The sequence below is a fragment of the Mangrovicoccus ximenensis genome (genome assembly GCF_003056725.1).
GTDB classification, from domain to species: Bacteria; Pseudomonadota; Alphaproteobacteria; order Rhodobacterales; family Rhodobacteraceae; genus Mangrovicoccus; species Mangrovicoccus ximenensis.
Genome location: NZ_QBKZ01000015.1, coordinates 619407 through 644817, shown reverse-complemented (window position 1 = coordinate 644817; position 25411 = coordinate 619407). Strand labels below are relative to the sequence as shown.

Below are 25411 nucleotides of genomic sequence, written 5' to 3'. Positions count from 1 at the left end.
GCCTTCATGCCGAAATCTTGCGCGAAGCCCGGTCCGCGGTCGGTCGCGGGCTGGACGCAAGGGGGGGCTTCCGGTATCGTCCCTGCCAGATACCGGGACGCCAGATCCCGGAAAGCTGAGGCAAAGATGCAGTATCCAGACCGGTTCTCCGATCTGCCCGCTTACGCTTTTCCGCGTCTGCGGGCTCTTCTCGACCATCACCAGCCCGGCGGGGCGCCCTTGTCGATGTCGATCGGCGAGCCGAAACATGCATTCCCGGACTGGGTGAGCGCGATCATCGCGGAAAATGCCGCGGGCTTCGGCAACTATCCGGCCAATGACGGCTCGCCCGCGCTCCTGTCGGCGATCGCGGACTGGGTGGAGCGGCGCTACGGCGTGGCCGTTGACGGCGCGACCCAGATCATGGCGCTGAACGGAAGCCGCGAGGGTCTCTACAACATCGCCATGGCGATCGCGCCGGAGGCGAAGAACGGGCAGAAGCCGGTCTTCCTGATGCCGAACCCGTTCTACCAGGCCTATGCCGTGGCGGCGATTTCGGTCGGGGCCGAGCCGATGATGATCCCGGCGACCCGCGAGACCGGCCATCTGCCCGATTATGCGGCGCTGCCTGCGGACGTGCTCGACCGGGTGACGCTGTGCTACATCTGTTCGCCCTCGAACCCGCAGGGCGCGGTGGCGGGCGAGGATTACTGGCGCGGGCTCCTGGCGCTGGCCGAGAAGCACGATTTCAAGATCGTCGCCGATGAATGCTATTCCGAGATCTACCGCGGCGCGCCGCCGCCCGGCATCCTTGCCGCGGCCGCCGCGACGGGCGCCGATCCGGAACGTGTCCTGGCGGTCCATTCGCTGTCCAAGCGCTCGAACCTGCCGGGGCTGCGCTCGGGCTGCGTGACCTCCGGGCCGGAAAACATCCGCCGCATCCGCCAGCTGCGCGCCTATGGCGGGGCGCCGCTGGCGAAGGTCACGGAAAACACGCTGCCGCGGCCCGGTTCCGAACTGAGCGCCACGGTATGGCCCAGAAGCGCGCAGGCGCGCTCGACGATGGCGAGGCCGAGCCCGACGCCTTCGGACAGCTCCGCGGCCTCGCTGCCGCGGTGGAATTCGCCGAAGACCGATTGCTGGTCCTCGGGCGCGATGCCGACGCCGGTATCCCAGACCTCGACCCGGACCGCGTCGCCCGCGCGGCGGGCGCCGACCAGGATGCGGCCCTTCGGCGTGTAGCGCACCGCGTTGGCGATCAGGTTCTGCAGGATGCGGCGCAGGTAGATCTGGTCCGAGGTCACCGTCGCCGTGCAGGGCACGATGGTCAGATCCAGCCCCTTGGCGCGGGCCATCGGCTCGAACTCGTCGGCCAGCGTGCCGAGCACCAGCCCGAGCGGCACCGGCGCCGGATCGACCGCCGCAAGCCCGGCGTCGAGCCGCGAGATGTCGAGCAGCGAGGCCAGGATGGTCTCGACGCTGACCAGCGCGTTGCGGGTCCGCTGCAGGGTCTCGCGCTGCTGGGCCGGCGTGGCGCCGCCTTCCTCCAGCGAGCTGAGGAACAGCTTGGCCGCCGACAAGGGCTGCAGCAGGTCATGGCTCGCCGCGGCGACGAAGCGGGATTTCGAGGAATTGGCGCGCTCGGCATCGGCGAGCGCGTGTTCCAGGTCGAGCGTCCGCTCGGCCACGCGCTGCTCCAGCGTCTCGTTGGCCTGCACCATGGCGCGGATCGCCTCGCGTTCCGAGGTCACGTCGGTGAAGCTGATCACGAAGCCGCGGTCGGGGGTCTCCTCGGCGAAGACGTCGAGGATGATCCGCTGGCCGCGCTGGATCTCGAAGGAGAGGGCGGGGCGCTCGGTGTCGCGGGCCACCCAGTCGCGCAGCGTGTCGGCATTGGCCGCGCCGGCGAACTGCACCCGCTCGCCGATCATGTCGAGCAGCCGCCCGAAGCGCGCGCCGACCGACAGCCGTCCGGCCGGGATCGCCAGGAGCGAACTCAGCCGCTGGTTCCAGCCGATCAGGTGGTGGTCGGCGTCGAAGATGCAGACGCCCTGGTTGACATGGTCCAGCGTCGCCCGGATCAGCCGCGCCTGATCGTCGAGCATCCGTTCGCGCTCGCGGCGCTCCAGCCGGATGATGTCGGTGATGTCGGTATGGATCATCACCGTGAAGCCGTCGGGCGTGCGCTGCTCGCTGACCTGCAGCCAGCGGTCCCAGATCAGGCGGACGTTGAAGACGACGTAATCCTCGCGGTGCTTGTCCTTGCGCTGGTCGCGCCATTCGCGCACCGTGACGTCCGGCGGCAGCACCAGGTGGCGGCTTTCGCTGACCATGTCGACATAGGCGTTGAACTGCAGCCCCGGCTCCATCCGGCCCTGGATGTCGGGCAGGTGCTGGCAGAAGCGCGAATTCCACATCACCAGCCGTTCCTCGGCATCGAAGAGCGCGAACCCCTCCTGGATCGCCTCGATGGCGTTCGACAGGTTGGCGCGGTCCTTCTGGGCGCGGATCGTGGCGTCGGTCAGCTGGGCATTGGCCTGGTTCAGCAGGTCGAGCGTGCGTTCCAGGTCGCGGGTGCGGTTGCGGACCTGCTCCTCGAGCATCACCGCGCGCTGGAAATGCGCATAGCCCGCATTCTGGTCGGAAAATCCCTGCTCGACGCGGCGCATCAGGACTTCGGCGATCTTCAGGAGCTTGTCGCGCTGGCGCTCGGTGCTGTCAGCGGGGTCGATCAGCCATTGGCTCATTGGTCTTCCGTCTCGGGCGGGTAGATGGCCGCCCCGGTCAGCGTCTGGTTGACATGGGTGGCGTGGAACTGTTCGCCATAGGTGTTGAAGCCGACCACGCCGTGGCGGGCCAGCACGCGGGAAAGCGCGCCGACTTCCTGGGTCTGCTCGGCCTCGATCCGGCGCAGCATGCAGTCGAAGCCGAGGATCGAGGCGGGCGCGCCGCCTTCGGCGAGCCGCCCCAGTTCGCGTTCCAGATGCGCGACGATCGGCTCGGGCCGGGCGAGGGTCAGAACCACGCCCTCGGCGATGGCGGAATGGAACACCAGGTGGCCGTCCTCGTTCACCCGCTGGATCGAGCGGACATGGTGGGTGTCGCCGATCCGGACCAGCAGCGGATGCGCGGCGAAGGTCATGGAATCGAGCTGCGCCGGATCCTTCTGCAGGATGCGGGCATATTCGCGGCCCGCGGGTTCCGCATTTATCTCGGTGACGAGGCGGCGGGCGGGATCGGCACCGGTGACGACCATCTGCGCCTCGGTCGGGCTGAGATGGTCGAGGGTGAAGACCTTGACCCGGCAGCGGGTCCTGACCAGCGTCACCACCGCCGCATCGGTCAGCAGCTCGCCCTCGTGCAGCACGAAGGCGCGGGTGAAGGCGACATCGTCCCCGGCCGAGCCGCCGAAGATCGGCACCGGCCCCATGGTCATCGCCAGCGCGCCCATCAGCATGTCCTCGGCGAGGGACAGCCCGTCGATCAGGGTGAAGGCGAATTCGGTCTGCCAGCCGGGCTCGCGGCGCTCCAGCTCGGCGCGGGCGCGCAGCACGCGGTAGCTCAGGTCGTGGTTGTCGACCTCGCGCAGGTTGCGCACCAAGATCGTGTCGCAGACGAACAGGCTGCGCGGGAAGCCGATCGCGACGATCTCGCGCGAGGCATAGCCCGCCCCGGTGATCTCGCCCGCCGTGGTGCAGCCGATCACGGTGATGCCGGGAAAGACCTCGGCTGCCTCGCGGGCCAGCCGCGGCACGTCGGCCAGCGGCGAGGCGAAGAGCACCAGGAAATCGCCCGCGGACAGGCCCAGCCGGCCGCGCAGGGTGCGCAGCGCGTCCGGGTCGTCGCAGGGGGTGTTGGCCGAGGCAAGGACCGGCGCCGCGCGGGCAAGCTTTCCTGCCAGGGTTGCGGTGTCTGCGGCTATTGCGGCTCTCCCTGGTGCAGCACATGGGCGAAGCGCGCCGATTGCGCAATCAGCACCGCCTGGGTGCGGCTCTGGACGCCGAGCTTGCGCATGATCGCGGTGACATGGGCCTTCACCGTGGTCTCTGCGATCGACAGGTCATAGGCGATCTGCTTGTTCAGCTTGCCCTCGCAGATCAGCTCGAGGATGCGCGCCTGCTGCTTGGTCAGGAGCGACAGCCGCTCCAGCGGAGCTTCGCCCGCATCGCTCTGGTCCGGCTCGATCGGCACGTAGCCCGGCGGCGTGAAGCGCTCGCCGTTCGCCAGCGCCTCGAAGGCGCGCTGGAACACGTCGCGCTGGCTGTGCTTCGGCACGAAGCCCGCGGCGCCGGCGCGCAGCGACGAGGCGATCATCCGGTTGTCGGCCATCGAGGACACGATCAGCACCGGGATGTCCTTCGCCGCCTTGCAGATCCGCACAAGTCCGTCGAGGCCGCGCACGTCCGGCAGGTTCAGGTCCAGCACCACCACATCGGGCAGATCGCCGGTTTCGAGCATCTCCAGCGCCGCCGACAGCCGTTCGGCGGTGCGGATATCGGTGATCGAGGTGCAGAGCCGCAGCGTCATGGTCAGCGCATCGCAGAACAGCGGATGGTCGTCCACGATCAGGGCGGTGCGCAGCTTCGGCGCGGAGGAGGAAGGCTGAGGACTGGTCATGCCCGTTTCTAGCACCGCCGGCTGCCGGGCACCAAGAAGATGCTTTCATGGGCGCTCTAGACATTGGTCGGATGCTGCTGCGCGACTGTGCGGCGCGCCGGAATTTTGCGCCGGAACGGCAACGTCCGCGTGTTTTTTCTTTTCATTGAATCTCTTGAATGCGTTAATCGGCACGAAGTTGCGAGATTTGTTGATGAATGCGTGATTGCTTCGCTGCGCCCTGAGGGGGCCGGGTCCTCTCCGGCCCTTGGCGGCGCCTGCGGAGCGGAGTTTGGCGGGGATGGCGATCCGGACGCGGCAGTCCGGACGGCTGCTGCGGCAGCGGGCGTGGAACGGAGTGGCGGATGAAGGATTTTTCGGCAGCAGAGCAGGTAGCGGCGCTCTCCGGAGCGTCGGAGGTCCATCCGGGGACCTATGGCGAAACCGACCGCTGGTGGGCGAATGCCCGGGCTGCGCTGCCCGTGAAATGCAAGTTCCTCGGCAACGAGGCCCGCTGGGCCGGCAGTTCGGTGCTCCAGCTGCAATGCGAATCCGGGATCATGGCGGACGGCCTGCTGCGCCGCGGCTGCTCCGTGACGGCGGTCGACACGCGCGCGGCGATGATCGATGCCGCGCGGGAGCGTTCGGCGGCGCATGGCTACCGCATCGCCTACCGCAAGGTGGCGAGGCTGTCTTCGCTGCCCTTCGGGGACGGGCATTTCGACATCGTGCTTTGCGACCATGTCTTCGACCGCGATCTCGACCTGCCGCCGCTGCTGGCGGAAATCCGGCGCGTGCTGCGCCCGCATGGCGTGCTGATGTTCTCCTGCACGCGGCCGGGTCCGGTCGCCGCGCTGCGTCTCGCGCTGATGCCCGGCCGTGCCGCGCCGGGCCTGCCGAAGCAGAGGCCATCGCCTCCTCGAGCGCCGCGGCCGCCGCCGGCAGCGGCAGAGCGGCGGCGGCAAGTCCGCCGAGGCCGAGCGCCAGCGTGTTGCGTCTGGTCAGTTCCATTCCATTCCTCCTCCGGCGCACGGGCGCCGTCACTCCTTGAGGGTCACCAGGTAGGCCACGACATCCTCGATCTGCGCCGCGGTCAGGATCGGCGGCAGCGCGCCTTCGGCAGCCTTGCCGGTATAGGCGTCGCCGGGACGCTCATAGGGGCCGGTCTTGTAGAAGGAGGGCATCATCGAGCCCTCGAAGGTGTGCTTGGCATCCGCCACGATGCCGCGCAGCTCTGCCTCGGCCCAGCGGCTGCCCGCGCCGTCGAGCGGCGGGCCGATATTGCCCTGGAAATCGGCGCTGAGCGAGGACACCTGGTGGCAGGCGACGCAATTGCCGAGCCCGCGGTCTGACATCACGGCTGCGCCGTCCTCGGGGTTGCCGGGGGCGCCGGTCAGCGAGGCCGCGACGGCGCCGTATTCGTCATAGCCGACGTCGCCCGGGGGCGTGTCCGCAAGTGCCCAGCTGCCCGCCAGCGCAACCGCCGCGGCCAGGGGAAAGACGGTCTGTCTCATGGATCTCCTCCCTATCCACGGACCGACGCTATACCGAACTGCGACATGTTGGCAATAGAATATTCATATCCGTGCATGTTTCTGCGGCTGCGAAGGCGTCACCGGGTCTGGCGGATCAGGTATTCCTGGAAAAGCTCGCCGCTGTCATAGCCATGCTCGAGCACCCATTGCATCAATGCCCTTGTCGTGCCCTTTGCGAAGGCGCCAGGCATGGCCACCGCTGCGGCTCCGGCCGCCGTCTCGCCCTCGGGCACCTCCTCTGGCAGGAAGATCAGGGTGGGCGTGAAGACGAGCCCCCAGCGCTTGACCATCTCCTTCTCGCCCATTGCGGTGCCGTCGAAATCGGTGACCTCGGTCTGGCCGAACATGTTGATCTGCACGACGAAGAAATGCTCGCGGATCAGCGCGTCGATCTCCGGGTCGGGGAAGACCTCCTCGTGCATCCGGGCGCAGTAGAGGCAGCCGCGCTGTTCGACGATCAGCATCAGCCGCTTGCCTTCGGCATTGGCCTCGCCGAGGTCTTCGCGCAGGTCCTTGAACGTGTCCTGCAGCCAGTCGGGCTTGTGCAGCCCGTCATCGCCGACAGGCACCTCGGCCATGGCGGGGATGGCCAGGACGGCGGCCAGGGTCGCGGCAATCAGGGTCTTCATGTCTGTCTCCCGTGCAATCAGGCGAGCGTGGCGCTCCAGTCGAAATTCTCGAGCAGCCACTGGCCGATCAGGTTGACCTGGCCGGTGGCGATCAGGATGGCAAAGACGATCAGCATCGCGCCCATCGCCTTCTCGACATGGCCGAAGGCGCGGCGGTGGCGCGCGACGAAGCCGAGGAAGGGCCGCGCGAAAAACGCGGCGAGCACGAAGGGCAGGGTCATGGCGAGCCCGTAGACCAGCAGCAGCGTGGCGCCGCGCGTCAGGTCGCCGGTGCCCGAGGCGACGAACAGGATGGCCGCCAGCGCAGGCCCGACGCAGGGCGTCCAGCCGAAGCCGAAGGCCAGCCCCATCACATAGGCGCCGAACATGCTCGAGGGATCGGTTCCGGCCTCGATCCGGGCTTCGCGGTAGAGGAAGGGCAGGCGGAGGATTCCGAGGAAATGCAGCCCGAAGACCGCCAGAACGCCCGCCGCCGCCCAGGACAGCGCGTCCTTCCACCGGATGAAGAGCGAGCCGAGCGCGGTGGCGCCGAGGCCGAGCAGCACGAAGATCGTCGTCACGCCGAGCGCGAAGGCGATGGCCGAGAAGACCAGCCGCCGCTGTGCGCCGGCGGCGATCGTCCCGGTGCCGCGCAGTTCCTGCATCGACAGCCCGGCCATGTAGCTCAGATAGAACGGCACCATCGGCAGGATGCAGGGCGACAGGAAAGACAGCAGGCCCGCCAGCGCGGCGCCGCCCAGGGTGATGTCGAACATGCCGGGGCCCTCCCCGGCCCGGCCCGGACCCCGGCGCTTGCCGCCGGAAGGTCGAGACATTATGATATTCATATATCCATCAGGAGTCGTCAATGGCCGCCCGCATCCCGTCCTTCGCGCTCGCCGCCTGCCTCGCCCTTGCCGCGTCGGCACCGGCACCGGCACCGGCGGCGGAGCTGGCCCTGCTCATGATCCGGCAGGACGGCTGCGGCTATTGCCTGCAATGGGACCGCGAGATCGGAGCGGTCTATCCGAAAACCGGCGAAGGCCGCACAGCGCCCTTGCGGGAAACCGATTTCCGTGGTCCCCTTCCGGAGGGCGTGTCGCTCGAGCGCCCCGCGGCCTTCACGCCGACCTTCATCCTGCTTGCGGACGGGGCGGAAATCGGCAGAATGGAAGGTTATCCCGGCGAAGCTTTCTTCTGGGGGCTTCTCGGCAAGATGATTGCGGAGACCGGTCATGAGTGATGCCATCGCAGCAAGGTTCGGCCGCTTCGCGCAACCGCGCGCGGAGGACGCCGCCATGACCCCGGACACGCCTGCCGCGCCGCCCGAACTGGCCGCGATCGTGGCCAGCGTCGAAGAGGCGGTGACCTTCCTCAAGGCGCTCGGCCATGAGGGGCGCCTGCTGATCCTGTGCCATCTGGCGGGCGGCGAGAAGAGCGTCACCCAGCTGGAAACGCTGCTGTCCAGCCGCCAGGCCGCTGTCAGCCAGCAGCTCGCGCGGCTGAGGATGGAGGGGCTGGTGCAGGCCCGCCGCGACGGCCAGCAGATCTACTATTCGATCCTCGACGAGAAGGTGCTTGCGGTGGCGGGGCTGCTCGATAGTCTGTTCGGCGGGACCGACGGCGCGGCAGGGGACGGCGCCGGGGCGGTCTGACCGCCGCTGGGAGGACGGCATGACGGACGCGATGCTGGCGGCCCTCGCAGGGCTCGCCGCCGGAGGCGTGCTGGGACTGGCCGCCAGATTCGGGAATTTCTGCACGCTCGGCGCGATCGAACACGCGCTCTACGGCTCGGACCGGCGGCGGCTCCGGCAATGGGGCATCGTGCTCGGCACCGCCATCCTCGCCACCCAGGCGGCGGGCTTCGCGGGCTGGGCGGATCTCGACGCCTCGATCTACCGCGCCATGGCCTGGAACCCGCTCGCCAGCATCTGCGGCGGGCTGCTCTTCGGCTATGGCATGGCGATGGCGGGGAATTGCGGCTTCGGCGCGCTGGCCCGCTTCGGCAGCGGCGACATGCGCTCGCTGGTGATCGTCGTGGTGACGGCGATCTCGGGCTTCGCGGCGCTTTCCGGACCGCTGGCGCCGCTGCGGCTGGCGCTCTTCCCGCAGGCGCAGGCCGAGACCCCCTCGGGCATCGCCATCAACCTGTCTTCGGCGACCGGCCTGCCGGAACCGCTGGCGGCGGCGCTGATCGGGCTGGCGCTCTTCGGCCGTAGCCGAGCGCCTCGGCCAGCGCCTCGACCGCGGCACGGGTGGCATTGCCGTTGAGCGCCACCGACAGCGGCCGGCCCGCCTGCCCGTCCTCGCTCGCCGAGACCCTGCCGATCTCGGTCCCGCCGAACAGCACTGCATCGCCCGAGAGCGCGATCTGGCCGCCCGGCACGATGCCCAGCAGGTCCTGGGCCATGTCATCGGGCGCCGCATAATCCGCGACATGGGCATTGCCGGTCAGCCGTTCGAGCCGCAGCTCGCCGCCGCCGAAGGTGCGGTATCGGGATCGCTCAGCGACAGGGCGGGCGCCAGCAGCACGAGCCCGGCATTCACCCCGGATTCCGCGAAGGCCGCATCCGACACGCCGGCCAGCACCGGCGGCGCCGAGAGAGGCGCCGCGCCGCCGGTCCCGAAGTCGCGGGCATAGACGCCGTAGCCGCTGCCGTCCTGGCCGTTCGAGGACCAGACCACGCGGAATCCGCCGCCGGGCAGCGCCGCGATCTCGGGTCCGTTCTGGGTGAGGCCCGAGGCCTCGTTCACCAGGAAGGGCCCGTCGATCCGGCTGCCGTCGCTGCCATAGAGCTGGCCCTGGATGGACTGGCCGTTGCCGCCCGGTTCGGACGCGGAGGCATCGTACCAGACCACCACGAAGCGGCCGTCCTCCAGCACCGCGACCTTCGGATCGGATTGCTGGCCCGCAGTCACGCCGTTGACCCGGAACTCGTCCCCGGCCGGGCTGCCGTCGCGGTTCATGATCCGCGCGAAGACGCCGTAGCCGCTGCCGTCATTGCCCGACTGGTCTTCCCAGACCGTGACGAAGCGGCCATCGGCGAAGGTCGCCACATCCGGGCGGTACTGCGATCCCGAGGTGGTGGCGTTGACCGCGATCTGCACGGTTTCCGGCGCGCCAGCCCCAGCTCCGCCGAGGGGCGCATGGACGCGGGCCCAGATGCTCCAGCCCGAACCGTCGCCCTGCCCGGCGGCGGCTGCGTTCGAGGTCCAGACCGTCACCGTGCCGCCATCGGCAAAACCCGCGATGCGCGGCAGGTACTGGTCGTTCTGGGTGTCCTGGCTGACCTGCTGCTCCGGCGAGATCCGGGTGCCGTCATTGGCAAAGCGCGCCATGTAGGTGCCGTAGCCGCTGCCGTCCTGGCCCGCGCTGGCCCAGGCCACGGCAAATCCGCCCGGGATCTGCACGAGGGCCGGATGCAGCTGGCTGCTGGCGGTCTCGGTATTGACCGTGAAGGCCTCGCCGGCAGGCTGGCCCGCCGCATCGAAGATCTGCGCCTGCACCGAGACGCCGCTGCCGTCCGATGCGGCATTGTCGTCGCGCCAGGCGATGACGAAGCCGCCGGTCTCGAGCCCGGCCGCCATCGGATTGTACTGGCTGCCCTCCGCAAGGGTGTTGACCTGGAACGCGCCGCCTGCCTTGGCGCCCGAGGCGTCGTAGCGCTGCGCGAAGACGCCGAAGCCGCCGTCGGGCGTGTCCTGCGAGACCGACCGCCAGGTCACCACCGTGCCGCCATCGGCCAGCCGGGCGACATGCGCCTCGTGCTGCTCCCCGGCGGTGAAGGCGTTGACCCGCTGTTCCGGCCCGGCGGCCGCGACGCTGCTGTCGGTGCCGGGCGCCCGGCTCGGCGGGCTGCGCATCGCCTGCGGCACGGGCGCAGTCGAGATCACCCTGGCGCAGCGTCCGGGCAAGCGGCCGATGGACGCCGCCGAATTGCTGCGCGGCTGGCAGCTGCCCGACCGCATGATCTGAACGCATGGCAGCCATGTACACAGGTAAGACGGGTTTTCACATTTGAGCGGGAGGTCTAGGCATGGGAGGGTCTGCAGAGAGTTCCCCATGTCCCCGATCACCGGCATCTTGCTGAAAATCGCCTCCGTCTTCCTGATGACGGCGATGTCCGCCCTCGTCAAATACGCCTCCGACACCGTGCCTCCCGGCGAGGCCGTGTTCTTCCGCTCGCTCTTCGCCTTCCCGCCGCTGCTGATCTGGCTGGCGATGCGCCGCGAACTGGCCGTCGGGCTGAAGACCGAGCGCCCGGTCGGCCATCTCTGGCGCGGCCTCGTGGGCGGCACGGCGATGGGGCTGATGTTCCTCGGCCTCAGCTTCCTGCCGCTGCCCGAGGTGACGGCGATCTTCTATGCCACGCCGATCTTCGTGACGATCTTCGCGGCGATGTTCCTCGGCGAGCCGGTGCGGGTGTTCCGCGTGATCACCGTGCTGACCGGGCTTGCCGGCGTGCTGGTCGTGATGCAGCCGCGGCTGACCGCGCTCAACGGCGGCGGCGATCTGGGCATGGCCTTCGGCGCGCTTGCGGTCTTCACCGCCACGGTCTTCGCCGCGCTGGCGCAGATCACCGTGCGCCACCTGACCAAGACCGAGCACATCGCGGCAATCGTGTTCTATTTCACCGCCACCACCACGGCGCTGTCGCTGCTGACCCTGCCCTTCGGCTGGGTGATGCCCGAAGGTCCGGTGCTCTGGGCGCTGATCGGCGCGGGACTTCTCGGCGGCGCCGGGCAGATCCTGCTGACCGCCAGCTACCGCCATGCCGATGCCGCGGTGATCGCGAGCTTCGAATTCATCTCCATCGTGCTGGCGATCATCGTCGGCTATGTCGCTTTCTCGGACATCCCGACGACGCAGATGATCATCGGCGCGGTCCTGGTGGTGATCTCGGGCCTGGCGCTGGCTTGGCGCGAACACCGGCTGAAGATCGCCCAGGCCAAGGTGAAGCTGGTCCGCTAGCCCGGCCGTCCTGCGGCTCCGGGGCGCTCCCGCCCGTCATCGGACGGCCCGCTGCGCGGGCCGCCTCTTCCCGTTGGGCCGGGCCGCGCCCGCTTCGGCCTGTGCCGCCCAGAGCGCCGCATAGCGCCCGCCCGCTGCCAGCAGCTCGCCGTGGCGGCCCTGCTCCACCACGCGCCCTGCCTCCAGCACCAGGATGCGGTCGGCATCGACCACCGTCGAGAGCCGGTGCGCGATGGTCAGCACCGTGCGCCCGCGTCCCATCGCCTTCAGCGCCCCCTGGATGTCGCGTTCCGTCTGCGTGTCGAGCGCGCTGGTCGCCTCGTCGAGAAGCACGATCGGCGGGTTCTTCAGGATGGTCCGGGCGATCCCCACGCGCTGCTTCTCGCCCCCCGACAGCCGGAGCCCACGTTCGCCCACCTGCGTGGCATAGCCCTCGGGCAGACCGGCAACGAAAGCGCCGAGCTGGGCTGCCTCGGCCGCCGCCTCGATCTCGGCCCGCGTCGCATCGGGACGCCCATAGGCGATGTTGTAGAGCAGCGTGTCGTTGAACAGCACAGTGTCCTGCGGCACCACGCCGATCTGCGCATGCAGGCTGTCCTGCGTCACGTCGCGGACATCCTGCCCGTCGATCGCCACCCGCCCGCCGGTCACGTCGTAGAACCGGAACAGCAGCCGCCCGATGGTGCTTTTCCCCGCGCCCGAGGGCCCGACCAGCGCCACGGTCTCGCCCGGCGCGGCGGCGAAGCTCAGCCCGTGCAGGATCGGCCGCGCCGGGTCATAGCCGAAGTCCACCCCCTCGAAGCGGACCTCCCCCGCGGGCACGCGCAGCGCAGGCGCCCCCGGCTTGTCGGCCACTTCCGGCGGCTGGTCGAGCATGTGGAACATCGCCCCCATGTCGACGAAGCTCTGGCGGATGTCGCGATAGACGCTGCCGAGGAAGTTCAGCGGCTGGATCACCTGGATCATGTAGGCATTGACCATGACGAAATCGCCGACGGTCAGCGCCCCGCGCTCCACGCCCAGCGCCGCCATGACCATCACCGCGACGAGCCCGGCAGTGATCAGGAAGGACTGGCCGAAATTCAGCGCCGAAAGCGAATAGGAGGATTTCACCGCGGCGCCGATATAGGCCTCCATCGCGCGGTCATAGCGGTCCGCCTCGCGGGCCTCGGCGCCGAAATACTTCACTGTCTCGAAATTCAGCAGGCTGTCGATCGCCTTCTGGTTCGCATCCTGGTCCTGCGCGTTCATCTCGCGCCGGAGCCCCAGCCGCCATTGCGTGACGCGGAAGGTGAAGGCCATGTAGGCCGCCAGCGTGGCCGCCACCGCCACCAGATACCAGACATCGAACATCGTCACGAGCACGGCGCAGATCAGCGACAGCTCCAGCACCAAGGGCCCGATCGAGAACAGCATGAAGCGCAGCAGGAACTCGATGCCCTTGACGCCGCGCTCCATGACGCGGCTCAGCCCGCCGGTCTTGCGGGTGATGTGGTAGCGCAGGCTCATCCGGTGGATATGCGAAAACGTCTCCACCGCCACCTCGCGCAGCGCCTGCTGGCCGACCCGCACGAAGATCACGTCGCGAAGCTGCTGGAACCCCACCGTCATCAGCCGCGCCATGCCATAGGCGACGGTCAGCCCGACGGCGCCCAGCGCCAGGGTGGAGACGCCCTCGCCCGAAAGCCGGTCGACCGCCGCCTTGTAGAGCAGCGGCGTCCCCACGCCCACGAGCTTTGCGGCGACGAGGCAAAGCACTGCCAGCACCACCCGCAGGCGGAAGCCGGGGCGGTCCCTGGGCCAGAGATAGGGGCCGACCCGAGCGAAGATCGCGCGCGGGGAAGCTTCGGCGGCGGGTTCGGCAGCATCGGCAGGAAGGGCGGCGGCGCCACGGGCGGCGGGGAAGGACGAGGATCTCAAGGCTGGCTCCGGCGGACTGGCCCGGCGACGCTAGACCGCCCGGCCGGTCTTGGGCCCGCGCGATGACGGCCCGCTGGCCGACCGCGTCAGCCCGCGCACCGGGCGGCTGGCCCGCGCGCTGCAGAACCATTTCGAAGGGCTGATCCTGTTCGCCGTCGCCGTCACTGCCGTGACGCTCTCGGATAGCGGCACCGCACTGACCGCCGCCTGCGGCTGGATCTACCTCGCGGCGCGGATTCTCTATGTCCCGGCCTACTATTTCGGCCTTGTACCGTGGCGTTCCTGCATCTGGTCGGCGGGATGGGCGGCCACGGTTGTCATGCTGCTGGCCGTGCTCTTTTGACATCTGTAAACCCGGTGGCGTCTGCTGCTTGTAGACATTAGTATACCGAAACGCCACGCCCCAATGTTTCGCCAGGAGGAAAGAATGGCAGACTATGATGTGATCGTGATCGGCGCCGGCCCCGGCGGCTATGTGTGTGCGATCCGCTGCGCCCAGCTGGGCCTGAAGACCGCCTGCGTCGAAGGCCGCGAGACCCTCGGCGGCACCTGCCTCAACATCGGCTGCATCCCCTCCAAGGCCCTGCTCCATGCGTCGCACGAAGTGCACGAGATGCACGAGAACTTCGCCAAGATGGGCATCAAGACCGGCGAGGCCGAAATCGACTGGCCGCAGATGAAGGCCTACAAGGACGACGTGATCAAGTCGAACACCGGCGGCATCGAGTTCCTGTTCAAGAAGAACAAGATCGACTGGCTGAAAGGCTGGGGCTCGATCCCGAAGGCGGGCGAAGTGCAGGTCGGCGACAAGACCTACACCGCCAAGAACATCATCATCGCCTCCGGCTCCGTGCCCGCCTCGCTGCCGGGCGTCGAGGTCGACGAGAAGACCGTGGTGACCTCGACCGGCGCGCTGGAACTGGCCGAACTGCCGAAGAAGATGGTCGTCATCGGCGCCGGCGTGATCGGTCTCGAGATGGGTTCGGTCTATGCCCGTCTCGGCGCGGAAGTGACCGTGATCGAATATCTCGACGCGATCACCCCCGGCGCGGATGCCGAAGTCGCCCGCCAGTTCCAGAAGCTGCTGTCGAAGCAGGGCTTCAACTTCGTGCTGGGCGCCGCCGTGCAGTCGGCCACCCCGAAGGAGGGCGGCGCGACCGTCACCTACAAGCTGAAGAAGGATGACAGCGAGCACACGGTCGAGGCCGATGTCGTGCTGGTCGCCACCGGCCGCAAGCCCTTCACCGACGGGCTGGGCCTGGCCGAGATCGGCGTCGAGATGACCAAGCGCGGCCAGGTCGCCACCGACGCGCATTGGCAGACCTCGGTGCCGGGCATCTATGCCATCGGCGACGCGATCGAGGGCCCGATGCTGGCGCACAAGGCCGAGGACGAGGGCATGGCCGTCGCCGAGGTGATCGCGGGCAAGCATGGCCACGTGAATTACGACGTCATCCCGGGCGTGATCTACACTTGGCCGGAGGTCGCTTCGGTCGGAAAGACCGAGGAAGCGCTGAAGGAAGAGGGCAAGGCCTACAAGGTCGGCAAGTTCTCCTTCATGGGCAATGGCCGCTCCAAGGCCGTCTTCGCCTCCGACGGCTTCGTCAAGATGCTGGTCGACAAGGAAACCGACCGGATCCTGGGCTGCCACATCATCGGCCCGTCGGCAGGCGAGCTGATCCACGAGATCTGCGTCGGCATGGAATTCGGCGCCGCGGCCCAGGACATCGCCCTGACCTGCCATGCGCACCCGACCTTCTCCGAAGCCGTGCGCGAAGCCGCGCTGGCCTGCGGCGACGGCCCGATCCACTCCTGATCGGGGCCGCATCCCGGAAACGCGAACGCCCGCCGGAAGGCGGGCGTTTTCGTTTCTGCCGGAGGCCCCCTCACCCCGGCCCTCTCCCCGGCGGGGAGACGCCGAGCTCGGCGGCGATGTCACGGCGCAGCGCGGCCTCGTCCTGCGGGCCGGTCCCGCGCTCGACATAGGCAGTCAGCACGTGGCCGCGCAGCGGGTCCGGCCGGGTTGCCACCGCCGACAGGCGCGGAGACAGATGCCCGGCGAGGAACCGTTCCAGTGCTTCGGGATGGACGTTGCGGTCGGCAATGGTCACCATCCGGTCGCGTCGCCCGGCCAGGTGGAGATGGCTCTGTGCATCGAGCCGGCCGAGTTCGCCCACCGTCAGGAAGGCGCCGTCGCGGCGGGTCGCCGGACTGTCGCCCTCGGCGTATCCCTCGAAGAGATAAGGGCTTTTGACCCAGACCTCGCCGACGCCATCCGCGGGGTTCCGGATCTCGAGCGTCACCCCGGGATAGGGGCGGCCGACCGAGCCGGGCGGCGTCCCGGCATCGGCAAGCGTGATGAAGCTGGTTTCGGAGGCGCCGTAGAATTCATGCAGCGCCGCCTCCGGGAACAGGGCTGCCGCCGAGGCCCTGGCCGCGGCATCGAGGCTGCCGCCGCCGCAGAGCACCAGGCGGACCGAGCGGACCGGCGGCCCCGACAGGAGGCGCAGCTGCGTCGGGGTCGCATAGATCACGCTGGCCCTGCCCTCCTGCAGCCGGGCTGTCTGGGCGGCGGGACGGAGGCCGTGCAGGAGATGGACGTCCAGCCCGCAATGCAGCCCTTCCATCAGCCCGTAGAGCGCCAGAGAGTGGCTCAGCGCGCCGAGCACGGCGATGCCGTCGCCGGGGGCGAAGCCGAAGAGCGCCCGGTTGACCTCGAAGCTCGCCTGCCAGGAGGCCAGGCTGCGGCGGATGACCTTCGGGCTGCCGCTGCTGCCCGAGGTGGCGCATTCGATCGCCCCGGTTCCCGCGGCCGGGCTGACCCAGGGCGCCGCGGCCTGCATCCGGAAGGCCGCGGCGCTCGAGGAGGCGATGGCCGCCTTCACCGGGGGCGCCGACGTCGCCGAGGGCGGCGGAATCACGCTGACCGCGCCGGAAATCGCCGAGAACGGCAACACCGTGCCGATCGCGGTCTCCGCGCCCGGCGCCGCCTCGATCTCGCTCTTCGCGGCCGGGAACCCCTCGCCCGAAGTCTGCACCTTCAGCTTCGGCCCTGCCGCCGGATCGCAATCGGCCTCGACCCGCATCCGCCTGGCCAAGACCCAGGACGTGGTGGCGGTGGCGAAGATGGCCGATGGCAGCTTCGTGAAGACCAGCGCGACCGTGAAGGTCACCATCGGCGGCTGCGGCGGCTGAACGGAGGAGAACAGGACCATGGAAGGCGTCAAACCCCGCGTGAAAGTCCCGAAGACGGCCTCGGCCGGCGAAGTGGTGACGATCAAGACCCTGATCTCGCACCCGATGGAATCCGGCCAGCGCAAGGACAAGGACGGAAACCTCATCCCGCGCCAGATCATCAACCGCTTCACCTGCGAATTCGCCGGCGAGCTGGTGATCGACGTGGCCATCGACCCCTCGGTGGCGACCAATCCCTATTTCGAGTTCGACGCCAAGGTCGGGCAGACGGGGGAATTCAAGTTCACCTGGACCGACGATGACGGCTCTGTCTACGAGGACACCCAGAGCATTACCGTCGCGTGACAGGCAGGGCCGTCCGCGGGGAGGCGGACGGCTCCACCCAAGGGAGGAGCACAACATGAAGATGCATCGCCTGAGCCTCGCCGTCCTGGCGATCGGCCTTGCGGGCGCGGCCCTTGCCGATCCGGATCTGGAGGCCGTGCTGGTCATCAACGGAGAGGAAACCCTGGCGACCCGCGCCCCGGCCCCGGACCACCTGGACGGCGCGCTGCCGGAGCTGCTGTCCGGCTGGCTCTACCGCGACCCGGCGACCCGCGCGATGGAGATGGACGATTTCGACAATCCCGGCATGATCGCCGCCGATGCCGGGCTGGAGCTCTGGGACCAGGTCGACGGCAGCGAGGGCAAGGCCTGCGCCTCCTGCCACGAGGACATCTCCTCGATGAAGGGCGTGCGCGCCTCGATGCCCAAGGTGAATGCCGGCGGCACGCTGTGGAGCATGGAGGACTACGTCAATTCCTGCCGCACCGAACGGATGGGCGCCGAGGCCTGGGGCTGGACCTCCGAGCCGATGAAGGCGATGACCGTCGCGCTGTCGGTGCAGTCGCGAGGCATGCCGGTCAATGTCGCGATCGACGGGCCCGCCGCCCCGTATTGGGAGCAGGGCAAGGAGATGTACTACACCCGCTACGGCCAGCTGGAGCTCTCCTGCGCGAATTGCCACGAGGACAACAACGGCAACTACATCCGCGCCGACCATCTCAGCCAGGGCCAGATCAGCGGGTTCCCGACCTACCGGCTGAAACAGGCGGGGATCATCCCGATCCACAACCGCTTCAAGGGCTGCATCCGCGACACCCGCGCCGAGACCTTCAAGGAAGGCTCGGACGAGTTCCGCGCGCTGGAACTTTACGTCGCCTCGCGCGGCCAGGGCCTCGCCGTCGAAGGCGTCGCCGTCCGGCCCTAGGCCCTGTCCGGCACCGGCCTCCGAGCCGGTGCCTCCCCCTCCCCTGCAAACACGGAGTATTGCCATGATCTCGCGCCGCGAGTTCATCCAGGCGGGCTTTGCCGCCTCCGCCCTGCTCGGCGCGTCCGGCCATGGACGCTGGGGCCGCCTCGCCGCCCAGCAGGCGCTGAGCCAGGACCAGCTGCTGCAATTCGACGATTTCGGCAATGTCACGCTGATCCATGTCACTGACATCCATGCCCAGACGAAGCCCGTCTGGTTCCGCGAACCTTCGGTCAATCTCGGCGTCGGCGACGCCAGGGGCCGCCCGCCGCATCTGACCGGCAAGGCGTTCCTCGACCATTTCGGCATCGCGCCGGGCAGCGCCGACGCCTATGCAATGAGCTCGGACGATTTCGCCGCGCTCGCCCGCGGCTACGGCAAGATGGGCGGGCTCGACCGGGTGGCGACCGTCGTCAAGGCGATCCGCGCCGCCCGCCCCGGGGCCATCCTGCTCGATGGCGGCGATACCTGGCACGGCAGCTGGACCTCGCTCAGGACCCGCGGCCAGGACATGGTCGACGCGATGAACCTCCTGGGCGTCGAGGCGATGACCAGCCACTGGGAATGGACCTACGGCTCCGAGCGCGTCAACGAGATCGTCGCCGCCCTGCCCTTCCCCTTCCTCGGCGCCAACATCTTCGACGCGGAATGGGACGAGCCCGCCTTCGACGCCTTCGCGATGTTCGAGCGCGGCGGCGCGCAGGTCGCGGTGATCGGCCAGGCCTTCCCCTACATGCCGATCGCCAATCCGGGCTGGATGTTCCCGGAATACTCCTTCGGCATCCGCCAGGAACGCATGCAGGAGATCGTCGACGAGGCCCGCGCTGCCGGGGCGGACCTGGTCGTCTGCCTCAGCCATAACGGCTTCGATACCGACCACAAGATGGCCGCGCAGGTCTCGGGCATCGACGTGATCCTGTCGGGCCATACCCATGACGCCATCCCCGAGCCGGTGCTGGTCGGCCAGACCATCATCATCGCCAGCGGCTCGAACGGCAAGTTCGTCTCGCGCGTCGATCTCGACATCCGCGACGGGCAGATGATGGGCTACCGCCACAAGCTGATCCCGGTCTTCTCGGACGTGATCACGCCCGACGCGGAGATGGCTGCTCTGATCGACAGCCACCGCGCGCCCTACCAGGCCGAGATGTCCGAAGTGCTGGGCACCGCCGAAAGCCTGCTCTACCGCCGCGGCAATTTCAACGGCACCTGGGACGACGTGATCTGCGACGCGGTCCGCGCCGAGCGCGACGTGCAGATCGCGCTCAGCCCCGGCGTGCGCTGGGGACCGACTCTGCTCCCGGGCGATCCGATCACCTTCGAGGATCTGCTGAACGCCACCGCCATGACCTATGGCGAATGCTACCGCACCGAGATGACCGGCGCGCAGCTCCGGCTCATCATGGAGGACGTGGCCGACAACATCTTCAACACCGACCCCTATTACCAGCAGGGCGGCGACATGGTGAGGGTCGGCGGGCTCTCCTACGCGATCGACGTCTCGGCGCCGATCGGCAGCCGGATCAGCCGGCTGGCGCTGGCCGATACCGGCGAGGCACTGGACGCGGCCAAGACCTACACGGTCGGCGGCTGGGCCAGCGTCAACCAGGATACCGAAGGCCCGCAGATCTGGGACGTGGTCGCGGATCACATCCGCAAGCTCGGCACCGTCAGGCGCGAGCTTTCCGACACCGTCACCGTCACCGGCACCTGAAAGGAGGCAAGCGATGAGCAAGACCGACAAGACCCACGATCCCGCCCGCCGCGCTTTCCTCGGCGCCGCCGCCGCCTCGGGCGCGGCACTGGCCGGCCATCGCCGCCGCCGACGGCACCGGCATCGAGGTGGCGCGCCAGCGCCGTGCGGATTTCGGCGATGCCGCCGCAGGCTCCGCCCTGAGCCAAGCCGAGGCCGCGCTGCTGCGGCCGAAGCTGGTCTGGGCCAATGCGGCGATCTTCCTCTTGGTCCTGGCCACGCTGATCAGCGGCATCCTGCCCGCCGCCTATGTCTTCATGATCGGGCTGTCGGTGCTGATGGTGGTGAACTATCCGCAGGTCGACATCCAGATGGACCGGATCCGCGCCCATGCCAGCTCGGCACTGACCATGGGGGCGATCATCCTCGCGGCAGGCAGCTTCCTCGGCATCATGGACGGCAGCGGCATGCTGCGGTCGATGGCGGGCGCGCTGGTCTCGGCCCTTCCCGAAAGCGCGGTGCCGGTGCTGCATCTGCTGCTGGGGCTCGTCGCGCTGCCGATCGAGCTGGTGCTGTCCACCGACGCCTATTATTTCGGCCTGCTGCCGGTTGTGCTGGAAATCACGACCCCGGCGGGCGTGCCGGCGGCCGCAACGGTGCATGCGCTGGTGATCGGCAATATCGTCGGCACCTTCATCAGCCCGTTTTCGCCTGCCATGTGGCTGGCCATCGGCCTGGCACGTGCCGAGATCGGGCGCCATATCCGCGGATCGATCCTGGTCATGTGGGCCTATTCGCTGGTCCTGCTGGCAGCCGGCGCCCTGTTCGGACTGTTCTGAAAAGGCAGCGCCCCCCGGCGGCGCGCCTTGGTCCGGCATGGCCGGCACCTTGGGCGCGCTGCCTCTCCCCCAAGGGGAGCAATGGCGGCCCTCGCCGCTCCGGGTTTCCGGCAGCCGATCTGAGAAAGGCGCCAGCGCCGGTTCGCAGGGAAGCGGGTGCCGCCGGACAGCGCCGCCTTGGCCTCCCGGCGGATGCACGATCCGGGGCGGCGAAACGCCCCGGTCTTCGCCGGGCAGGCCCCTCCAATTGGTTCGTCCCGCAGTCCGGAGTTTCGGGACTGTCTGCCGGAGCGGCAGGGGCGCCGGAGCCGGCCGGCGCGGAGTCGGCAGGCGCTGCCGCCGGCGGAGTGTCCAGCTGGGCCATCTGCAGGCCGTCGAGGCTGTCGGTCGGGCGGGACGGGGACTGGTCCATGTTTGGCTCCGGGCTTTCCGCAAGGCAACAGGCCCGGCGGGACCGGGGCGCTGCGAAGCGGCTGGAAATAAGGGGAGCGCGGCGGACTGGCGTCGACGGATCGGTGGGCTGGCGGAGGCGCTTTGGCGCGAAGCTATGAAACTTGACCAAATGTGTCAAGTAATCGGGCTGCGATGCAGCATCCTGCCGGATCAGAGATAGCCGGCGCTGCGGAAGCTCAGCTCGGTCGATTTTCCGATGATCAGATGGTCATGCAGCACGATGCCGAGCGCATCGGCGGCATGCATGATCTTCATGGTCATCGAGATGTCCGATTCCGAGGGCGTCGGGTCGCCAGAGGGATGATTATGCACCAGAATCAGGGCGGAGGCGTTCAGTTCCAGCCCGCGCTTGACCACTTCGCGGGGATAGACCGGGACATAGTCCACGGTGCCGCGCGCCTGCTCCTCGTCGGCGATCAGCACGTTCTTGCGGTCGAGATAGAGCACGCGGAATTGCTCTGTCTCCAGATGCGACATGGTCGTGTGGCAATAGTCGAGCAGCGCGTCCCAGGAACTGACGACATGGCGCTTCATCACTTTCGCGCGCGCCAGCCGGTGGCTCACCGCCTCGACGATCTTCAGCTCGACCACCACAGCCTCGCCGACGCCACGCACCTGCATCAGCCGTTCCTTCGGCGCGGTCAGCACCCGGGCGAAATCGCCGAACGTGTCGAGCAGCCGCCGCGCGACCGGTTTCACGTCGCAGCGCGGAATGGCGCGGAACAGGATCAGCTCCAGCATCTCGTAATCCGGCATCGCCTGCGCCCCGCCTTCCATGAAACGCTGCCGCAGCCGCTGGCGGTGGTCCTTGATGTAGGAAGGGAGCGCCTTCGCGCGGGAGCCGGTGACGAACAGCTCCTGCCCCTCGAAGAGGGGAAGCATCGGTTCGCGGAATTCGGGCGGCTCTTTCATGCCTCCGGAATGGCGCGGACTCGCTGAATTTTAAGTTAATCGGACGTAACCGGGGGGCGGGAAGCCGGGAATACCCGGCCTCCCTTGGGCGTCTCAGCCCTTCATGCTGTCCCAGAAGCTCTTGACCGAGTCGAAGAAGCTGTTGGCCTGCGGGTTGTTGTCCTCGCTGAGCCGTTCGAACTCCTTCAGCAGGTCCTTCTGCTTGGAGGTCAGGTTGACCGGGGTCTCGACCACCATCTCGATGAACATGTCGCCGGCATTGCCGCCGCGCAGGGCGGGCATGCCCTTGCCGCGCAGGCGCATCTGGCGGCCCGACTGGCTGCCGGCCGGGACCTTCACCCGCGAGCGGCCGCCGTCGATGGTCGGCACCTCGATGTCGCCGCCGAGCGCGGCCGCGGTCATCGACACCGGCACGCGGCAGAACAGGTTCGTGCCTTCGCGCTGGAACAGCGGATGGTCGGTGACCTCGATGAAGATGTAGAGGTCGCCGGTCGGACCGCCGCGCAGCCCGGCCTCGCCTTCGCCGGCAAGCCGGATGCGGGTCCCGGTTTCCACCCCGGCAGGGATGTTGACCGACAGCGCCTTCTCTTTCTCCACCCGGCCCTGGCCGTGGCAGGTGCCGCAGGGGTTCTTGATGATCTGGCCGACGCCGCCGCAGCTCGGGCAGGAGCGTTCGACGGTGAAGAAACCCTGCTGGGCGCGGACCTTGCCCATGCCGTTGCAGGTCGGGCAGTTGACCGGTTCGGCGCCGCCTTCGGCCCCGGTGCCGTTGCAGACGCCGCAAGGGACGGCCGTCGGAACGCTGATGGTCTTCTGCATGCCCTTGAAGGCATCTTCCAGCGTGACCCGCAGGTTGTAGCGCAGGTCGGCGCCGCGCACCGCGCGCTGGCGGCGTCCGCCGCCCTGGCCGCGCTGGCCGCCCATGAAGTCGCCGAACAGGTCGTCGAAGACGTCGGAGAAGGCCGAGGCGAAATCGCCGTTGCCCGGGCCGGCTCCGCCGCCGGGACGTCCGCCGCCGCCCATGCCGCCTTCGAAGGCCGCGTGGCCGAAGCGGTCATAGGCTGCCTTCTTGTCGGCATCCTTCAGGACCTCGTAGGCCTCGTTCGCTTCCTTGAACTTGGCTTCGGAGTCGGGGTTGTCGGCATTGCGGTCGGGGTGATGTTCCTTGGCCTTCTTGCGGTAGGCCTTCTTGATCTCGTCTGCCGAGGCCCCCCGGGATACCCCCAGCACGTCGTAATAGTCTCGTTTCGCCATGGGCTGCTATCCCTCTCGAAAACGCACGGAACCGGCCCGGCGGGCCGGACCGGTTCCAGGAAAGAAGGACGCGGCTTAGGAGCGCTTGTCCTCGCCGAGATCCTCGAAATCGGCATCGACGATGTCGTCATCCGCACCGTCGCGCTTCGCTTCGGAGGCATCCGGATCGAAGTCCGCGTCGCCGTCCTTGCCGCCATCGGCCTGCTGCGACTTGTAGATCGCTTCGCCGAGCTTCATCGAGGCTTCGGTGACGTTCTGGATGCCCGAGCGGATCTTGGACGCGTCGCCCGAGCCCATCACGTCTTCCAGAGCGGAGATCGCCAGCTCGATCGCTTCGACGGTGGTCGGGTCGACCTTGTCGGAATGCTCTTCGAGCGAGCGCTTGGTGGAGTGGATCAGGCTTTCGGCCTGGTTCGTGGCTTCCACCAGATCCTTGCGCTCCTTGTCGGCCTCGGCATTCGCCTCGGCGTCGCGGACCATCTGTTCGATCTCGTCATCCGAGAGGCCGCCCGAGGCCTGGATGGTGATCTTCTGCTCCTTGCCGGTGCCCTTGTCCTTGGCGGTCACGTGCACGATGCCGTTGGCGTCGATGTCGAAGATGACCTCGATCTGCGGCATGCCGCGCGGCGCCGGCGGGATGTTCTCCAGGTTGAACTGGCCCAGCAGCTTGTTGTCGGCCGCCATTTCCCGCTCGCCCTGGAAGACCCGGATCGTCACCGCGTTCTGGTTGTCTTCGGCGGTGGAGAAGATCTGGGACTTCTTGGTCGGGATCGTGGTGTTGCGGTCGATCAGGCGGGTGAAGACGCCGCCCAGGGTCTCGATGCCCAGCGACAGCGGAGTCACGTCGAGCAGAACCACGTCCTTCACGTCGCCCTGCAGCACGCCTGCCTGGATCGCGGCGCCCATGGCGACGACTTCATCCGGGTTGACGCCCTTGTGCGGCTCCTTGCCGAAGAACTTGGTCACTTCCTCGATGACCTTCGGCATGCGGGTCATGCCGCCGACGAGAACGACCTCGTCGATGTCCGAGGTGGAGAGCCCGGCATCCTTGAGGGCGGCTGCGCAGGGCTTCATCGACGCCTTGATCAGGTCGCTCACCAGCGACTCCAGCTTGGCACGGGTCAGCTTCATGACCATGTGCAGCGGCTGGCCGCCATTCGGCGACATCGAGATGAACGGCTGGTTGATCTCGGTCTGCTGGCTGGAGGAGAGCTCGATCTTGGCCTTTTCGGCGGCTTCCTTCAGGCGCTGCAGCGCCATCTTGTCCTTGGTCAGGTCGACCGAGTGCTCTTTCTTGAACTCGTCGGCCAGGTACTGGACGATCCGCATGTCGAAGTCTTCGCCGCCGAGGAAGGTGTCCCCGTTGGTCGATTTCACTTCGAACAGGCCGTCGTCGATCTCCAGGATGGTGACGTCGAAGGTGCCGCCGCCGAGGTCATAGACCGCGATGGTGCGCGACTCTTTCTTGTCGAGGCCATAGGCCAGCGCGGCCGCGGTCGGCTCGTTGATGATCCGCAGGACCTCGAGGCCGGCGATCTTGCCCGCGTCCTTGGTGGCCTGGCGCTGTGCGTCGTTGAAATAGGCCGGAACGGTGATGACCGCCTGGGTCACCTGCTCGCCGAGATACGACTCGGCGGTTTCCTTCATCTTCTGCAGGATGAAGGCGGAAATCTGGGAGGGCGAATACTTTTCGCCGCGTGCCTCGACCCATGCGTCGCCATTGCCGCTGTCGACGATGGAGTAGGGGACGATGTTCTTGTCCTTGGTCACTTCCGCGTCGGTGACGCGGCGGCCGATCAGGCGCTTGACCGCGAAGATGGTCGCTTCGGGGTTCGTGACCGCCTGGCGCTTGGCCGGCTGGCCGACGAGACGTTCGTTGTCGGTGAATGCGACGATCGAGGGGGTGGTGCGCGCGCCTTCCGCGTTTTCGATCACGCGGGCAGCGGAGCCGTCCATGATGGCCACGCAGGAGTTGGTGGTCCCCAGGTCGATGCCGATGACTTTAGCCATGCTGTCTTACCTCTTCTCTGGCGATGTGCGGGGCTGGCCCGTCAAGGCGCCGATCCCCGATCCCTGATAGCTTTGCCCTTCAGTCACGGAACCGTGCATCGGGGCTGACTGACCGGTATATAGGGAGGTGTCCCTGACGCTGCAAGCGATCTGC

Annotated in this window: 23 protein-coding genes and 3 pseudogenes; 14 read left to right on the top strand and 12 right to left on the bottom strand. The window is 68.2% G+C overall.

The window, feature by feature from the left end; all coding sequences use genetic code 11:
* Nucleotides 1-126: 126 nt before the first annotated feature.
* Nucleotides 127-1026: pseudogene (locus tag C7T91_RS36200) on the top strand (aminotransferase class I/II-fold pyridoxal phosphate-dependent enzyme); the annotation flags it as partial.
* Here C7T91_RS36200 and C7T91_RS19135 read toward each other — a convergent pair.
* The 3 genes from C7T91_RS19135 to C7T91_RS19125 are packed head-to-tail and all read right to left on the bottom strand — an operon-like array spanning nucleotide 936 to nucleotide 4596.
* Nucleotides 936-2726: a PAS-domain containing protein gene (locus tag C7T91_RS19135; RefSeq protein WP_108260611.1), complete on the bottom strand. Its 1791-nt coding sequence runs from the start codon at nucleotides 2724-2726 to the stop codon at nucleotides 936-938. The pseudogene C7T91_RS36200 and the gene C7T91_RS19135 overlap by 91 nt on opposite strands.
* On the bottom strand, nucleotides 2723-3901 hold the full coding sequence (locus tag C7T91_RS19130; RefSeq protein ID WP_108260610.1) for an FIST N-terminal domain-containing protein: 1179 nt from the start codon (nucleotides 3899-3901) through the stop codon (nucleotides 2723-2725). Before C7T91_RS19130 ends, C7T91_RS19135 begins: the two co-directional genes overlap by 4 nt.
* Complete coding sequence (locus C7T91_RS19125; protein WP_108260609.1) at nucleotides 3898-4596, bottom strand: response regulator; 699 nt, start codon at nucleotides 4594-4596, stop codon at nucleotides 3898-3900. Before C7T91_RS19125 ends, C7T91_RS19130 begins: the two co-directional genes overlap by 4 nt.
* 344 nt (nucleotides 4597-4940) lie before the next feature.
* On the opposite strand from C7T91_RS19125, the pseudogene C7T91_RS39680 reads away from it, so the two are divergent.
* Nucleotides 4941-5393, top strand: a pseudogene (locus C7T91_RS39680) (class I SAM-dependent methyltransferase); the annotation flags it as partial.
* A 222-nt stretch (nucleotides 5394-5615) separates the two neighbouring features.
* Here the strand turns inward: C7T91_RS39680 and soxX are convergent.
* From soxX to C7T91_RS19105, 3 genes are all read right to left on the bottom strand, one after another.
* Nucleotides 5616-6089, bottom strand: a complete 474-nt coding sequence (gene soxX / locus C7T91_RS19115; RefSeq protein ID WP_108260607.1) for a sulfur oxidation c-type cytochrome SoxX — start codon at nucleotides 6087-6089, stop codon at nucleotides 5616-5618.
* A gap of 98 nt (nucleotides 6090-6187) precedes the next feature.
* On the bottom strand, nucleotides 6188-6739 hold the full coding sequence (locus C7T91_RS19110; RefSeq protein ID WP_108260606.1) for a thioredoxin family protein: 552 nt from the start codon (nucleotides 6737-6739) through the stop codon (nucleotides 6188-6190).
* Nucleotides 6740-6756: 17 nt separating this feature from the next.
* A complete protein-coding gene (locus C7T91_RS19105; RefSeq protein WP_108260605.1) occupies nucleotides 6757-7494 on the bottom strand; it encodes a cytochrome c biogenesis CcdA family protein in 738 nt (245 codons plus the stop codon).
* 92 nt (nucleotides 7495-7586) lie between these two features.
* On the opposite strand from C7T91_RS19105, the gene C7T91_RS19100 reads away from it, so the two are divergent.
* The 3 genes from C7T91_RS19100 to C7T91_RS19090 are packed head-to-tail and all read left to right on the top strand — an operon-like array spanning nucleotide 7587 to nucleotide 8989.
* Nucleotides 7587-7961 carry a hypothetical protein gene (locus tag C7T91_RS19100; protein ID WP_236638334.1) on the top strand — a complete coding sequence of 125 codons (375 nt, stop codon included), beginning with the start codon at nucleotides 7587-7589 and terminating at the stop codon, nucleotides 7959-7961.
* Between the two features lie 55 nt (nucleotides 7962-8016).
* Nucleotides 8017-8373, top strand: coding sequence for an ArsR/SmtB family transcription factor (locus C7T91_RS19095; protein WP_108260821.1), 357 nt, complete (start codon nucleotides 8017-8019; stop codon nucleotides 8371-8373).
* Nucleotides 8374-8392: 19 nt separating this feature from the next.
* Nucleotides 8393-8989 carry a YeeE/YedE thiosulfate transporter family protein gene (locus C7T91_RS19090; protein ID WP_108260604.1) on the top strand — a complete coding sequence of 199 codons (597 nt, stop codon included), beginning with the start codon at nucleotides 8393-8395 and terminating at the stop codon, nucleotides 8987-8989.
* Nucleotides 8990-9169: 180 nt separating this feature from the next.
* On the opposite strand, the gene C7T91_RS19085 is transcribed toward C7T91_RS19090, so the two are convergent.
* The gene (locus C7T91_RS19085; RefSeq protein WP_236638373.1) at nucleotides 9170-10612 is read right to left on the bottom strand and encodes a hypothetical protein; all 1443 of its coding nucleotides are present in this window, start codon (nucleotides 10610-10612) and stop codon (nucleotides 9170-9172) included.
* On the opposite strand from C7T91_RS19085, the gene C7T91_RS36195 reads away from it, so the two are divergent.
* Nucleotides 10551-10694, top strand: a complete 144-nt coding sequence (locus C7T91_RS36195) for a hypothetical protein (protein WP_407943309.1) — start codon at nucleotides 10551-10553, stop codon at nucleotides 10692-10694. The two genes, C7T91_RS19085 and C7T91_RS36195, sit on opposite strands and share 62 nt — an antisense overlap.
* An 87-nt stretch (nucleotides 10695-10781) precedes the next feature.
* The gene (locus C7T91_RS19075; RefSeq protein WP_108260601.1) at nucleotides 10782-11690 is read left to right on the top strand and encodes a DMT family transporter; all 909 of its coding nucleotides are present in this window, start codon (nucleotides 10782-10784) and stop codon (nucleotides 11688-11690) included.
* Between the two features lie 36 nt (nucleotides 11691-11726).
* Here the strand turns inward: C7T91_RS19075 and C7T91_RS19070 are convergent, their stop codons facing one another.
* Entirely contained in the window at nucleotides 11727-13520 is a 1794-nt protein-coding gene (locus C7T91_RS19070; RefSeq protein WP_108260820.1) for an ABCB family ABC transporter ATP-binding protein/permease, read from the bottom strand.
* A 142-nt stretch (nucleotides 13521-13662) separates the two neighbouring features.
* On the opposite strand from C7T91_RS19070, the pseudogene C7T91_RS19065 reads away from it, so the two are divergent.
* Nucleotides 13663-13953 (top strand): annotated as a pseudogene (locus tag C7T91_RS19065) (MAPEG family protein); the annotation flags it as partial.
* Between the two features lie 84 nt (nucleotides 13954-14037).
* Nucleotides 14038-15426: a dihydrolipoyl dehydrogenase gene (gene lpdA, locus C7T91_RS19060; RefSeq protein ID WP_108260599.1), complete on the top strand. Its 1389-nt coding sequence runs from the start codon at nucleotides 14038-14040 to the stop codon at nucleotides 15424-15426.
* Nucleotides 15427-15496: 70 nt separating this feature from the next.
* Here the strand turns inward: lpdA and C7T91_RS19055 are convergent, their stop codons facing one another.
* Complete coding sequence (locus tag C7T91_RS19055) at nucleotides 15497-16495, bottom strand: AMP-binding protein (protein WP_236638332.1); 999 nt, start codon at nucleotides 16493-16495, stop codon at nucleotides 15497-15499.
* On the opposite strand from C7T91_RS19055, the gene soxY reads away from it, so the two are divergent.
* The 5 genes from soxY (at nucleotide 16392) to C7T91_RS19030 (ending at nucleotide 20628) form a co-directional block, all read left to right on the top strand.
* Nucleotides 16392-16805 (top strand): thiosulfate oxidation carrier protein SoxY, encoded by a 414-nt coding sequence (soxY, locus tag C7T91_RS19050; protein WP_236638331.1) that lies wholly within the window; start codon nucleotides 16392-16394, stop codon nucleotides 16803-16805. The two genes, C7T91_RS19055 and soxY, sit on opposite strands and share 104 nt — an antisense overlap.
* An 18-nt stretch (nucleotides 16806-16823) precedes the next feature.
* A complete protein-coding gene (gene soxZ, locus C7T91_RS19045; protein WP_108260596.1) occupies nucleotides 16824-17150 on the top strand; it encodes a thiosulfate oxidation carrier complex protein SoxZ in 327 nt (108 codons plus the stop codon).
* Nucleotides 17151-17205: 55 nt separating this feature from the next.
* Nucleotides 17206-18054: a sulfur oxidation c-type cytochrome SoxA gene (soxA, locus tag C7T91_RS19040; RefSeq protein WP_108260595.1), complete on the top strand. Its 849-nt coding sequence runs from the start codon at nucleotides 17206-17208 to the stop codon at nucleotides 18052-18054.
* A gap of 64 nt (nucleotides 18055-18118) precedes the next feature.
* Entirely contained in the window at nucleotides 18119-19810 is a 1692-nt protein-coding gene (gene soxB, locus C7T91_RS19035; RefSeq protein WP_108260594.1) for a thiosulfohydrolase SoxB, read from the top strand.
* A 128-nt stretch (nucleotides 19811-19938) separates the two neighbouring features.
* Complete coding sequence (locus tag C7T91_RS19030; protein WP_201742146.1) at nucleotides 19939-20628, top strand: SLC13 family permease; 690 nt, start codon at nucleotides 19939-19941, stop codon at nucleotides 20626-20628.
* A 603-nt stretch (nucleotides 20629-21231) separates the two neighbouring features.
* Here the strand turns inward: C7T91_RS19030 and radC are convergent.
* The 3 genes from radC to dnaK all read right to left on the bottom strand — a co-directional run bounded on the left by radC (nucleotide 21232) and on the right by dnaK (nucleotide 25257).
* Entirely contained in the window at nucleotides 21232-21993 is a 762-nt protein-coding gene (gene radC / locus C7T91_RS19025) for a RadC family protein (protein ID WP_108260592.1), read from the bottom strand.
* 93 nt (nucleotides 21994-22086) lie between these two features.
* A complete protein-coding gene (gene dnaJ, locus C7T91_RS19020) occupies nucleotides 22087-23247 on the bottom strand; it encodes a molecular chaperone DnaJ (protein WP_108260591.1) in 1161 nt (386 codons plus the stop codon).
* Nucleotides 23248-23322: 75 nt separating this feature from the next.
* Nucleotides 23323-25257: a molecular chaperone DnaK gene (dnaK, locus tag C7T91_RS19015; protein ID WP_108260590.1), complete on the bottom strand. Its 1935-nt coding sequence runs from the start codon at nucleotides 25255-25257 to the stop codon at nucleotides 23323-23325.
* Nucleotides 25258-25411 lie beyond the last annotated feature (154 nt).